The organism is Streptomyces humicola, assembly GCF_024436035.1.
GTDB lineage: Bacteria > Actinomycetota > Actinomycetes > Streptomycetales > Streptomycetaceae > Streptantibioticus_B > Streptantibioticus_B humicola.
This window is the reverse complement of the sequence record NZ_JANFNG010000007.1, coordinates 60,094-72,755: the sequence shown is the minus strand read 5'-3', so window position 1 is coordinate 72,755 and position 12,662 is coordinate 60,094. Positions and strand designations below refer to the sequence as shown.

Sequence of the window (12,662 nt, the reverse complement as noted above, 5' to 3'; positions counted from 1 at the left end):
GCACGGGCCCTCCGGCGGCCGCGGGCGGGCTACGGCCGCGGATCGGCCGACATCAAGGGCGGTAGAGCTCGACCTTGACGTCGGCCGGGAAGCCGGTGGTCTCGCCGACCCGTCGGGCGAACTCGCGGATGCCGACGAGCTGCTCGGCGCCGAGCGAGAAGTCGAGCGTGGTGAAGTAGCGCCGCAGCAGCTCCGCCTCGAACGGCTCCCACCGCGCGGCCTGCTCGGCGACCTTCTCGACCTCTTCGAGCGACAGCTCGCAGGAGGCGAGGAACGCCTTGTGCACTTCATGCACTGCGCGCGGCCGCTGGGCGAGATAGTCGCGGCGGGCCGCCCAGACGGCGAAGACGAACGGCAGCCCGGTCCACTCCTTCCACATCTGCCCCAGGTCGTGGACCTGCAGGCCCAGCCTCGGCGCGTCGTGGAGGGAGGCCCGCAGCGCCGCGTCGCCGATGAGCACGGCGGCCTGCGCCTCCAGCATCATCTCCGCGAGGTCGGGCGGACACGTGTAGTAGTCGGGCGCGACGCCGTGCTGCTCGGCGAGGAGCAGCTGGGCGAGGCGCACCGAGGTACGGGAGGTGGAGCCGAGGGCGACCCGCGCACCGTCGAGCTCGCTCAGCGGGACCTGGCTGACGATCACGCACGACATGACGGGGCCGTCGCAGCCGACGGCGATGTCGGGGAGGGCAACGAGATCGTCCGCGTTGCGGAGGAATTCGACCAGCGAGATCGGGGCGATGTCGAGCTCGCCGCGGACCAGCTTGTCGTTGAGCTCGTCCGGGGTGTCCTTGGTCAGCTCCAGGTCGAGCAGCGTCCCCGTTCGGGCGAGCCCCCAGTAGAGGGGGAGACAGTTGAGGAACTGGATGTGGCCGACGCGGGGGCGGGTCGGCCGGGGGTGAGGGGTTGCCGTATCCACATGAGGAGGCTAGACCCGGCCCTTGTGGCTCCTGCCGCCGGGCCACGCCTCCCGCGCCGACGCCGCGCGAAACGACGCCGTGCGACACGACCACACGACCGACCGCGACACGACGAGGACAGGAGATCTTCGGACCCTTCCGCGCCGAGATCCCCCGTGCTACTCTCGTCCGCAAGTTGCAGTTTGGTTTCCCTTGCAGTACAGAGCCTGCGGAGCATGTGACGCCGCAGGCTTTTGTAGTTTTCAGACTTCATCGCAGGTTCTGGAGCTAGGGCAACCCTTGGCCCAAGGAGGGCTTTATGGCTACCGGAACCGTGAAGTGGTTCAACGCTGAAAAGGGCTTCGGCTTCATTGCCCAGGACGGCGGGGGCCCCGACGTCTTTGTTCACTACTCCGCGATCAACGCGAGCGGCTTCCGCTCCCTCGAGGAGAACCAGGTCGTGACCTTCGACGTCACCCAGGGCCCGAAGGGCCCGCAGGCGGAGAACGTCACCCCGGCGTAATCGCGTCATCGACCAGCAGTACCCAAGGAGCCCCGCGCACGGCGCGGGGCTCCTGCCGTTTCGTTCCCCGTCCAGGTTCGTTCCCCGTCCAGGTTCGTCCCGCGCGCGGAGCGTCATGCCGATTGACCTCGCCGCTCGCCACGGGCACGTTGACGTCATGGCCATGCAATCCATCTCGGTGCACCGGGTCCGGGCGGCCCTGCGCGGCGCGCAGCGCCTCGGTCTCGACACCGCCCCGCTGCTGCAGCGCGCCCGCATCCCGCCATTACTCGTCGGCAACGACTGCGGCCGCGTCACACCCGACCAATTCACCCGTCTGATCAGGGTGTTGTTCCATGCGACCGATGATGAATTCCTCGGACTCGGCAGGGTCCCGAGCCGCCGTGGCACCTTCGCCATGATGTGCTGCGCGAGCCTGTCCTGCCGCGACCTGGGCGCCGCCCTCGACCGCGCCGTCCGCTTCTACGGGCTCTTCCCCGGCGGTCCCGACCTCGCCGTCACCACCGCCGATGTCGGCGGGGAGGCACGGTTCACGGTCCGCAGCCGGCTCGGCGACGACCCCGACCACTTCCTCGCCGAGTGCCTCCTCGTCATCTGGCACCGCCTCTCCAACTGGCTGATCGGCCACCGCATTCCACTGCTGCGCGCCGACTTCGCCTATCCCCCGCCGCCGCACCGCGAGGAGTACGAGGCGCTCTTCGGCTGCCCCGTCCGCTTCGGCGCGCCCCGTACCGGCGCCGCCTTCGACGCGCACTGGCTGACCGCACCCGTCGTACGTGACGAGCACGAGCTCGACGAATTGCTCCGTCGCGCACCCGCCGATCTTCTGAGCAGGCGCTCCTACGACACCACCGTCGCAGAGCAGGTGCGCTCCGCCCTCGCCCGCCCACTGCGCGCCGATGCGGCCACGAGCCGCCTGCCGCAGGCCGCCGAGGTTGCGGCGCGTCTTGCCGTGAGCCCGGCGACGCTGCGGCGCAGGCTGCTCAAGGAGGGCACGTCGTTCCAGCGGCTGAAGGACCAGGCGCGCCAGGAGGCCGCGATCGCGGGGCTCGTCGAGGGGCGTGAGCCGATCGCCGAGCTCGCCGCGCGGCTCGGCTTCTCCGAGGACACCGCATTCCTCAGGGCGTTCCGCCGCTGGACGGGCACGACACCCGGCGCGTTCCGCGGCGCGTACGGCGCCGGTGCGATCCAGGATCAACGAAGCTGAGCTGCCCGGTCAGCCCGCTTCCGGTTCGCCGCTCACTACGGTCCTTGGGCCACGAGTCTTCCCCATCGTCCCGCCGACACTAGGGAGAGCCCGCATGCACAGCAGCCCCGCACGACGCATGCGTCGCGCACGCGCGCTGACGGCCGCGGCCGCCCTGCTGACCGTCACCCTGACGGCGGCGCTCACCGGCCCCACGCCCTCCGCCGCCGCGCAGCCTGCCGGTGCACCCGGTGACGTCGTCAGCGCCCAGCCGATCCGCTTCATGCCGAATCCCGTCACCCCGTCGAACGCCAAGGCATGGAAAATCCTCTATCGCTCGACGAGCGCGACCGGGCAGCCGAACGTCGTCTCCGGCACGGTGCTCGTCCCGGACGACGGCCGAACCGGCCCGCGCCCGCTCGTCACCTACGCCGTCGGAACCGTCGGCATCGCACCGCAGTGCGTGCCGTCCGCCGGGTTCCCGACCGGCACCACCGCCGAGGGCACGCTGATCAACCAGGCACTGCTGCGCGGCTGGGCCGTCGCCGTCACCGACTACGAGCTGGTGGGCAGTCCGGGCGTGGAGACGTACACCGTCGGCCGCGCCGAGGGACAGGCCGTCCTCGACGCCGCCCGCGCGGCCGAGCGCCTGCCCGGCACCGGCCTCGACGCAAGCAGTCCGGTCGGGATCATGGGCTACTCGCAAGGCGGGCAGGCCTCCAGCTGGGCAGCGGAGCTGCACAGCTCGTACGCACCCGACCTGAACGTCAAAGGCACTGCGACCGGCGGCGTCCCGGCCGATCTGCTCAAGGTCGCCGACTACAACAACGGCGGCATCGGCGCAGGCCTGATCCTCATGGCCGCAATCGGCCACGACACCGCGTATCCGCAACTCGACCTCGCCAAGTACCTCAACGCAGAAAGCCGCGCCTACGTCGCCTTCGACAAAACGCAGTGCGTGGGGGAGGACGCGGTGGCAGAAGCGTTCAAGAGCATCGACCAGGTGACGGTGACCAACCCGCTTTACCAGCCCGACTGGCTGCGTGCGCTGCGCGCCGACCAGCTCGGCACACGCGCCCCCGACGCCCCCGTCTACCTCTACCAGGCGACCGCCGACGAACTCATCCCGTACGCCGTCGGCGCGCAGTTGCGCAGTGACTGGTGCGCCAAGGGAGCCGATGTGCAGTGGCAGGCGTTGCCGCTCCTCGGCCACGTCGAGGGCGCCATCGTGGGATCACCGCCGGCGATGAACTGGCTGGCCGACCGTTTCGCCTCCGAACCGACGAACGGAAACTGCTGAGGAACGAAGGAACGAAGGAACGAAGGAACGAGGCCCGAGGGCCAGGAGCCAAGGGCCAAGGGTCAAGGGCCAAGGCCCGAGAGCCGGCAACGAGGAACCGAGAACCCCGAGGGGCTCAGCGCGCGTCCTGCGCGTAGAGCCCCTCGATCTCCTTGGCGAAGTCCGCGGCGATCACCCTCCGCTTGAGCTTCATCGACGGGGTAAGCCGCCCGTTGTCCTCGGTGAACTCCTCCGCCAGCACCACAAACCTCCGGATCGACTCGGGCCTCGACACCAGCGAGTTCGCCTCGTCCACCGCACGCTGCAGATCGGCGAGCAGATCCCTGTCGTGCGTGATCGCCTCCAGGCTGAGCGTCTCCTTCTTCCGCACGCTGCGCCAGTGCGCGAGCCCGTCCGGATCAAGGGTGATCAGCGCGGCCACGTACGGGCGGTGGTCGCCGACGACCATGCACTGGCCGACGAGCGGATGAGCCCGGATCCGGTCCTCGAGCGGCGCGGGAGCGACGTTCTTCCCGCCGGACGTGATGAGGATCTCCTTCTTCCTGCCGGTGATCGCCAAGTAGCCGTCGTCGTCCAGCTCTCCGATGTCCCCGGTGGCGAACCAGCCGCCCCGGTCGGCAGGTTGGAGCTCGCCGCCGTTCCAGTAACCGGCGAAGAGCTGGCCACCGCTCAGCCACACCTCGCCGTCGTCGGCGATGCGCACCGCGCTGCCGGGCAGCGGACGGCCCACCGTGCCGAGCCGCGGCTTCAGCGGAGGAGTGACGGTGGCGGCGGCCGTCGTCTCGGTGAGGCCGTAGCCCTCGAACACCTCGACGCCGGCGCCCGCGTAGAACGCTGCGAGCCGCTTGCCGAGCGGCGAACCGCCGCAGATCACGTAGCGCACCTTGCCGCCGAGCGCGGCGCGGATCCGCCGGTAGACCAGCGGGTCGTACAGGGCGTGCGCGGCGCGCAGCTTCATCGGCGGGGGCGGTCCCCCGTCGGCCACCTGCGCGGTGAGCACCTCCCCGTACCGCCGGGCGATCCGCGCGGCCCGGTCGAAGGAGGAGGCCCGGCCCATCCTTTCGGCGGTCGCGCGGCCGGTGTTGTAGACCTTCTCCAGGACGTACGGGATCGCCAGCAGGAACGTCGGCTGGAAACCGGCGAGATCGGCGAGGAGGTCCTCGGTGGCGATGCTCGCTGCGTGCCCGAGCCGCACCCGCGCCCGCAGACAACCTACCGCCACCATCCGGCCGAAGACGTGCGACAGCGGGAGGAAGAGCAGCGTGGAGGCGGGCTCGCTGCTGACGGATTTGAAGACGGGGAAGAGCAGTTCGACGGCGTTGTCGACCTCGGCGAAGAAGTTGCCGTGGGTGAGCACGCAGCCCTTGGGACGGCCGGTCGTGCCGGAGGTGTAGATGAGGGTGGCGATGTGCTGCGGGCCGACGGCCGCCTTGCGCCGGCCGACCTCGGTGTCGGCGGTGCCCCAACCTGCTGAGATCAGCTGAGAGATCGCCCCGGTGTCGATCTGCCACAGCTCGCGCAGCGCCGGGAGCTGGCCTCGTATGCCCGTGATGAGCCGCGCCTGCTCGACGTTCTCCACGACACATGCGGTCGCGCCGGAGTCCTCGAGGATCCAGGCGGCCTGGGAGGCCGAGGAGATCGGGTAGATGGGGACGGTGATGGCGCCCGCCGCCCAGGCCGCGAAGTCGAGCAGCGTCCAGGCGTAGGTGGTACGAGCCATGATCGCCACCCGGTCGCCGGGCCCGACCCCGGAGGCGATCAGGCCCTTGGCGACGGCGAGCACCTCTTCCCGGAAGGCCGCGCAGGTGACGTCGTGCCAGATGCCGGAGTCATCCTTGCGGCTGATCACGACCTCGGCGGGTGCCTCTTCCGCGTTGCGGAACGGGATCTCGGCGAGGCTTCCGGAGGTGACGGGCGGTACGAGCGCGGGCGTGGCCGCACCGACGACGCGGCCGCCCTCGCGGGTCAGCTCCGGCTCGGGAGATGTGGTGTTCGGTGGCACGGTACGGGACATGGGCGTCTCCGGTGGCGCGGCGTTGCGGCCCGCGGTCGGCCGAGGTGGTTACTGCCGGAAACTTACTCCTGGGTACAGGTCCCGCCAATGGATCAGCGGCGATCTCCACCCCGCCGCCACCACGCCCCCACCACCAGGCCACCACCACCGCGAGCCCCCCAAGAGCGTGAATCGCTACGCCCGTCCGGGCGATTGGACGTGTCCCCCGGCCCGACTGAGGGCATTCGGTGACGTTGCCCGCGCATGCTGGGCACACCCCTTCGACATTAGGCTTCGACCCAGGAACTGAGGTAACAATGCGTCGCCTAGCCGCAGCAGCCTCCGCAGTCGCCGCGCTCCTCTGCGTCTCCGCAATCCCGGCTCAGGCCGCACAGGCCGAGCACACCCCGCCGCTGGCCCGCGGCAAAGTCCTCGCCCACCACGGGGGCGTGGCCAGGTCCGGGCCCGGCACCAACTACACGGTTATCGCGCATCTGCGTGACGGCCAGATCGTTCCGCTGCTGTGCAGGACCAGCGGGCAGTCGGTGCGCGGTCACCGGCTCTGGTACAGGCTGAACGAACGTCCCGCGATGTGGATCAGCTCCGTCCTCATCTCACGCGTCGACAAGTCCCCGGTCTGGTGCGCACGCCACGGGAAAGTGGTCCACCCGCGCCGCCTCCACCACCGCAAGGATGGGCTCGTCCACACCACCGGGCCGCGCCGCCACCACCCCAAGGCGAAGCACCACCACCGCCACGTCGTCAAGCACCACGGCCACCACCCGCTCGCCCTGCAGAAGTCGCAGGGCGAGCAGGGCGGGCAGGGCGCTCTGAACGCGCAGAGCCTGGAGAACCAGCTGAGCCAGGCGACCCAGCAGGACATGCAGAACGAGCTGCAGAGCGAGTTGCAGAAAGAGCAGAGCAGGACGTCCGGCATGCCCACCGAGGTCGGCGGCAACGGCTGACACCCCGTAACCTCCCGCGAAGGGGCGCCCGGCTTCCGGCCGGGCGCCCCTTCGGCACAATGGCGCAATGCCGCATCACGTCACCGGAACGCTCCACCACGTGGAGCTGTGGGTGCCCGACCTGCAGCGCGCCATCACCAGCTTCAGCTGGCTGCTCGGCGCGCTCGGCGCGCTCGGCTACACCCCGTACCAGGAGTGGGACCGCGGGCGCAGCTGGCGGCTCGGCGCGACCTACCTGGTCGTCGAGGAGTCACCGGCGATGAGCGCCGACCACCATGACCGCCTCCGCCCGGGCCTGAACCATCTGGCCTTCCACGTCGCCGACGCCGCCGCGGTCGACGCCCTGACCGCCGAGGCCCAGCACCACGGCTGGCGCCTCCTCTTCCCCGACCGCCACCCGCACGCGGGAGGCGACCTGCGCTACGCGGCGTACTTGGAGAACGACGACGGCTTCGAGATCGAACTGGTCGCCGCCTGCGCGGCCTGACGCCCGACACGCGACGCGACGCCGCGCGCGGCGAACCCGGGGGGCATCGCCATGGTGACGCCATGGGGAACGATCCCCGAGCCGGCCACGGCCCTGCTCGCCATGCCGCTCAGCGGGACCGATAACACGGCCATCAGGCCGGCCCACCTCATTGTGTTAGCCGTTCTAGGTATGTTCGGTCGATCGTTGCATGTCACCCGCGTGGTATATCCTTTTCGGGCCGGCTTCTGACCATCCCGGAGCGAACACTCGTGGCGAGCGCGTCACGCCCTCGCTACACGGCAACCGCAGCCGACTCAGCCTCCCCCGTCCGGTCCAAGTCCAGATCCCCGTGCACCGAGCCGAACTTGTCGCGGTCCAGGATTCCCTCCCGCGCGGCGACCAGCAACGTGCATACCGATTGGCCGGCAACGTTCGTGGCCGTCCGCATCATGTCCAGGATCGGGTCGATCGCCAGCAGGAGGCCGACGCCGGCGAGCGGGAGGCCCAGGGTGGACAGGGTGAGCGTCAGCATCACCGTTGCGCCGGTCAGGCCGGCGGTGGCGGCGGAGCCGATGACCGAGACGAAGACGATCAGCAGGTAGTCGCGGATGCCCAGGTGGACGCCGAAGACCTCGGCGATGAAGACCGATGCGAGCGCGGGGTAGATCGAGGCGCAGCCGTCCATCTTCGTCGTCGAGCCGAACGGCACCGCGAACGAGGCGTACTCGCGGGGCACGCCGAGCCGCTCGGTCACCTTCTGGGTGACGGGCATGGTGCCCACCGAGGAGCGGGAGACGAAGGCGAGTTGGATCGCCGGCCACGCGCCGCGGAAGAACTGAACGGGGCTGACCTTGGCGACCAGCGTGAGCAGCAGCGGGTAGACGCCGAAGAGCACGAGCAGGCAGCCGACGTAGACGTCGGCGGTGAAGGTCGCGTACTGCTTGATCAGCCCCCAGCCGTAGGCGTTGATCGCGTTGCCGATGAGGCCGAGCGTGCCCAGCGGGGCGAGGCGGATGACCCACCACAGCGCCTTCTGCAGCAGCGCGAGGGTCGTCTCGCTGAGGGTGAGGAACGGTTGGGCCTTCTCACCGAGTTGCAGCGCCGCGATACCGACGACGGCGGCCATGAACACGATCTGCAAGACGTTGAGCTGGGTGAACGGCGTGATCACGTCGGTCGGGACGATGCCGGTGATGAAGTCGAGCCAGGAACCGGTGTGCTGCGGCTTGGCGCCGTTCGCGGCGGTCAGGCCGGTGCCTGCGCCCGGGTGGGTGATCAGGGCGATGGCCAGGCCGATGATCACCGCGATGAGCGAGGTGGCCATGAACCACAGCAGGGTGCGGGTGGCCAGCCGTGCGGCGTTGGAGACGTTCCGCAGGTTGGTGATGGAGACAACGATGGCGAAGAAGACCAGCGGGGCGATCGCGAGCTTCAGCAGTTGGATGAAGAGCGAGCCGGTCTGCTTCAACGTCGCGCCAAGCCACAGGACGTCCTGGCTGTGTGCGATCCAGCCGAGCAGCGCGCCACACACCAGGCCGAGGAGGATCTGAGCCCAGAAGGGCATCCGGGGTATTCGGCGGGACGCGGGCGCATCGGGGCGACTGGATGTATTGGACATGGATCGCACGCTAACACTCCGTCTTTGACAAACCCAAAGTGATTCTTTGAGTTGAGGCGACGGAGGACGGTGAGCACCGTCACATCACATAAGTCAGCTTTGCGTGCTACGGGTCGCTTCGTCCGCTTCGTCCTCGACGCTCGCCTGACTGGCCAAGGCCTGCCGGGTGCGCTCCACACGCTCCGAGACCTGCACGGACGCCTCGTCACGGGCGCCGCGCAGCAGCACGTAGCTGAGCGGGGCGGAGATGACGAGCGCGAGCAGCATCACCCACAGCAGGTTGGACTTGCCGAGTCCGGCGGGGAGAACGTGCAGGTAGACCAGGCCCCAGATGGCGAGGAAGCACACGACGAAAAGTCCCGCGCGCATCGCGGTGTATCGGAGCATGGGGCTCGGCTTCCAGCTCACGGCGATTCCACTCTTTCGTTCCGTTCGGTCCCCACCAGTGAAGCATGGAACGGTGTCGATCAATTCAGCGGGAGCCACATGGCAATGGAGTCACGGTATTCCCCGCCGCCCATGTGGATCATCTCCGGAACCCGGCCGACCTCCTTGAAGCCGAAGCGCGCATAGAACGCGTCGACGCCGGTGCCGCCCCGGCAGTCCAGCTGAACGGCGAGGAATCCCAGGTCACGCGCCATGCGGATGGCCTCGCGCAGCATCTGGTCGCCGCGCCCGCCGCCTTGCAGGGCGGGGTCGATCATGACCGTGACGAAGGTGCACCAATGCTGCATCAGCCGGTGCGTATTGAGCTTGAGGAAGACCGTGCCCGCCAGGCGGCCGTCCTCGTACGCGGTGAGCAGTCGCAGGGCGCCGCGCGCGGTGGCGTCGAGCTGCACATCGGCGACCGCGCGGACCTCGTCGAGGGTCACCGGCGGGACGAAGCCGACCGCGCCGCCCGCGGTGGAGACCTCGGTCCACAGGCGGACGATCTCGTCACGGCGCTCGGGCGTGAGGTCGGGGTCACGGAGGAAGGTAAGAGACATCAGCGCCGAGTATCCCTTACGCGCCACGCGGTCGTCCAACGCGTTTCGCAGAACAGATGGTGACGTAACAGATGGTGACGTACGTCCGACGGTCGGACGGTGTCGAACGTCAGACGCGCATCGGCTGCGGCGACTCGCGCCGTTCCGGGTCCGGACCCGGGTACTCGCGGATGACCTCGTAGCGCGTGTTGCGCTCGACCGGGCGGAAGCCGGCGTCCCGGATCAGCTCCAGGATGTCCTCACGGGTGAGCTTGTTCGGCGTGCCGAAGTCGTCGGCATCGTGCGTGATCTTGTACTCGACCACCGAACCGTCCATGTCGTCCGCACCGTGGTTGAGCGCGAGCTGCGCCGTCGCGAGGCCGTGCATGACCCAGAACACCTTCACGTGCGGCACGTTGTCGAAGAGCAGCCGGGAGACGGCGAAGGTCTTCAGCGCCTCGGCGCCCGAAGCCATCGTGGTCTGCGCCTGCAGCCGGTTGCGGATCTTGCCGTCCTTCATGTCGACGAAGTCATGCTGGTAGCGCAGCGGGATGAAGACCTGGAAGCCTCCGGTCTCGTCCTGCAGTTCGCGCAGCCTCAACACGTGGTCGACACGGTGGCGCGGCTCCTCGATGTGCCCGTAGAGCATGGTGGACGGGGTCTTCAGCCCCTTGGAGTGTGCCAGGCGGTGGATGCGTGACCAGTCGTCCCAGTGGGTGGCGTGGTCGACGATGTGCTGCCGCACCTCCCAGTCGAAGATCTCCGCGCCGCCACCGGTAAGCGATTCGAGCCCGGCGTCGATGAGCTCGTCGAGGATGTCGGAGGCGGACAGGCCGGAGATGGTCTCGAAGTGGTGGATCTCGGTGGCGGTGAACGCCTTCAGCGAGACGTTCGGCAGCGCCTCCTTCAGCGCCTTGAGCGAGCGCGGGTAGTAGCGCCACGGCAGCGTCGGATGAAGGCCGTTGACGATGTGGAGCTCGGTGAGGTTGTCACCCTCCATCGCCTTGGCGAGGCGGACGGCCTCCTCGATGCGCATCGTGTAGGCGTCCTTCTCGCCCGGCTTGCGCTGGAACGAGCAGTACGCACAGGAGGCGGTGCACACATTCGTCATGTTCAGATGACGGTTGACGTTGAAGTGGACGACGTCACCGTTCTTCTGCATGCGCACGTGGTGGGCGAGACCGCCGAGCCAGGCGAGATCGTCGGACTCGTAGAGGGCGATCCCGTCCTCGCGGGAGAGCCGCTCCCCCGCGTAGACCTTCTCCTCCAGCTCACGCTTGAGCCCAGCGTCCATGCCGTCTCCCGCCTCCTTCAATCACACTGCCCGACCGAGACTACGCCCTGCCTCCGACCCCCCACCGGTCAGGCCTCGCTGGGCAGCTCCCCGACCCGGTTCTCCCACTTCGTCGACAGCACGACGGTGGTACGGGTCCGTGCCACGCCCTTGATTCCGGAGAGCCGCCTGATGGTGTGTTCGAGCCCGTCGACGTCCGGGACGCGGACCTTGAGCATGAACGAATCGTCACCCGCGATGAACCAGCAGTCCTCGATCTCCTCCAGATCGTTCATCCGCTGGGCCACGTCCTCGTGATCGGCGGCGTCGCTCAGCTGGATGCCGACGAGAGCGGTGGCTCCGAGGCCGAGCGCCGCCGGGTTGACGGTGGCCCGATAGCCGGTGATGACCCCGGCTTGCTCCAACCGGTTGATGCGATCGGTGACGCTGGGGCCGGAGAGTCCGACGAGCCGGCCGAGCTCGGCGTAGGAGGCCCTTCCGTTCTCGCGGAGAGCCTGGATGAGCTGCCTGTCCACCGCGTCCATGTACCCGGAGCCTTCCCATCGCATCGCTGGTCCGGCACCTACCGAGGAATCGAAGGTGCCGATAAGAATCTAAGGCACGTCGGGTCAGGTAACCGCATCCTGGTCGTCCTGCTGGCCGTCCTCCTGGTGGTCCTGCTGATCGACCTGGTGGCCGTCCGGCCGGCTCCGGTGGGGGCGGCCTCCGCCGATCTCGCCCTCCCAGCGGCGGTACAGCTTGTGCTGCACACCGGCGGCGTCGAGCGCCCGTCCCGCGACGAAATCCACCAGATCCTGCGCCGTGACCGCACCGGCGTAGAAGGCAGGGGAGGCCGGCAGCACCACGGCACCCGCCTCGTCGAGCGCGACGAGGTGCCGGAGCGTCTGCCCGGCGAGCGGCGTCTCGCGCACGGCCACCACCAGCGGGCGGCGCTCCTTGAGCGTCACCGAGGCCGCGCGCTGCAGCAGGTCCTTGGACAGGCCGAGGGCGACCCCGGCGACGCACGCGGTGCTGGCCGGGACGATCAGCATCCCCTTTGCCGGGTACGAGCCGGAGGACGGCCCGGCGGCGAGATCCCCGGCGGCCCAGTACCGCACGTGCGACAGGCCCGGCAGGTCCGACGGGCCGGTGCCGAACGCGTCCGGGGTGCCGTCGGCGCCGCGCGCCAGCCAGCGCCCGAGATCCTCGCGCCAGTGCGCGTCACGGAAGGAGATGCCGGTCTCGTCAAGGAGGGTGAGGCGGGCGGCACGGCTGATCACCAGGTCGACGGCCTCGCCCGCGTGCAACAGCGCACGGAGCACGGCGGCCGCGTACGGCGTGCCCGAGGCGCCCGAGACCCCGACGATCCAGGGCCGGCGCTCCTGGTTCAGGATGCGCCCCTCGCCTTGCGTTCCCACACCGTGCATACCGTGCACACCGCCGACACCGTCCACACCGCGAGCCTATCCGCCGG

13 protein-coding genes are annotated in these 12,662 nt (G+C 69.3%); 5 read left to right on the top strand and 8 right to left on the bottom strand.

The genetic code is table 11. From position 1 onward, the window contains the following. Positions 1-52 precede the first annotated feature (52 nt). Positions 53-916: a menaquinone biosynthetic enzyme MqnA/MqnD family protein gene (locus NGB36_RS11815; RefSeq protein ID WP_255920164.1), complete on the bottom strand. Its 864-nt coding sequence runs from the start codon at positions 914-916 to the stop codon at positions 53-55. A gap of 299 nt (positions 917-1,215) precedes the next feature. Between NGB36_RS11815 and NGB36_RS11810 the strand changes: the two genes are divergently transcribed. The 3 genes from NGB36_RS11810 (at position 1,216) to NGB36_RS11800 (ending at position 3,905) form a co-directional block, all read left to right on the top strand. Then, positions 1,216-1,419, top strand: coding sequence for a cold-shock protein (locus NGB36_RS11810; RefSeq protein ID WP_255920163.1), 204 nt, complete (start codon positions 1,216-1,218; stop codon positions 1,417-1,419). A 157-nt stretch (positions 1,420-1,576) separates the two neighbouring features. Continuing rightward, the gene (locus tag NGB36_RS11805; protein ID WP_255920162.1) at positions 1,577-2,626 is read left to right on the top strand and encodes an AraC family transcriptional regulator; all 1,050 of its coding nucleotides are present in this window, start codon (positions 1,577-1,579) and stop codon (positions 2,624-2,626) included. A 94-nt stretch (positions 2,627-2,720) separates the two neighbouring features. Further along, complete coding sequence (locus NGB36_RS11800) at positions 2,721-3,905, top strand: lipase family protein (protein ID WP_255920161.1); 1,185 nt, start codon at positions 2,721-2,723, stop codon at positions 3,903-3,905. 115 nt (positions 3,906-4,020) lie between these two features. Here the strand turns inward: NGB36_RS11800 and NGB36_RS11795 are convergent, their stop codons facing one another. Continuing rightward, positions 4,021-5,919 (bottom strand): AMP-dependent synthetase/ligase, encoded by a 1,899-nt coding sequence (locus NGB36_RS11795; RefSeq protein WP_255920160.1) that lies wholly within the window; start codon positions 5,917-5,919, stop codon positions 4,021-4,023. 296 nt (positions 5,920-6,215) lie between these two features. Between NGB36_RS11795 and NGB36_RS11790 the strand changes: the two genes are divergently transcribed. Together NGB36_RS11790 and NGB36_RS11785 are read left to right on the top strand one after the other, a co-directional pair. After that, on the top strand, positions 6,216-6,863 hold the full coding sequence (locus tag NGB36_RS11790; protein ID WP_255920159.1) for a hypothetical protein: 648 nt from the start codon (positions 6,216-6,218) through the stop codon (positions 6,861-6,863). A gap of 67 nt (positions 6,864-6,930) precedes the next feature. Then, entirely contained in the window at positions 6,931-7,350 is a 420-nt protein-coding gene (locus NGB36_RS11785; protein ID WP_255920158.1) for a VOC family protein, read from the top strand. 274 nt (positions 7,351-7,624) lie between these two features. Here NGB36_RS11785 and NGB36_RS11780 read toward each other — a convergent pair whose 3' ends face one another. The 6 genes from NGB36_RS11780 to NGB36_RS11755 form a co-directional block, all read right to left on the bottom strand. Further along, complete coding sequence (locus NGB36_RS11780; RefSeq protein ID WP_255920157.1) at positions 7,625-8,950, bottom strand: dicarboxylate/amino acid:cation symporter; 1,326 nt, start codon at positions 8,948-8,950, stop codon at positions 7,625-7,627. Between the two features lie 93 nt (positions 8,951-9,043). Then, positions 9,044-9,358, bottom strand: coding sequence for a DUF4229 domain-containing protein (locus NGB36_RS11775; RefSeq protein WP_308288837.1), 315 nt, complete (start codon positions 9,356-9,358; stop codon positions 9,044-9,046). A gap of 59 nt (positions 9,359-9,417) precedes the next feature. Beyond that, positions 9,418-9,936, bottom strand: a complete 519-nt coding sequence (locus NGB36_RS11770) for a GNAT family N-acetyltransferase (protein WP_372509415.1) — start codon at positions 9,934-9,936, stop codon at positions 9,418-9,420. A gap of 109 nt (positions 9,937-10,045) precedes the next feature. Next, positions 10,046-11,209: an aminofutalosine synthase MqnE gene (gene mqnE, locus NGB36_RS11765; RefSeq protein WP_255920155.1), complete on the bottom strand. Its 1,164-nt coding sequence runs from the start codon at positions 11,207-11,209 to the stop codon at positions 10,046-10,048. A 68-nt stretch (positions 11,210-11,277) separates the two neighbouring features. After that, complete coding sequence (locus NGB36_RS11760) at positions 11,278-11,733, bottom strand: Lrp/AsnC family transcriptional regulator (protein ID WP_255920320.1); 456 nt, start codon at positions 11,731-11,733, stop codon at positions 11,278-11,280. Positions 11,734-11,817: 84 nt separating this feature from the next. After that, positions 11,818-12,615 carry a UbiX family flavin prenyltransferase gene (locus NGB36_RS11755; RefSeq protein ID WP_269470079.1) on the bottom strand — a complete coding sequence of 266 codons (798 nt, stop codon included), beginning with the start codon at positions 12,613-12,615 and terminating at the stop codon, positions 11,818-11,820. Positions 12,616-12,662 lie beyond the last annotated feature (47 nt).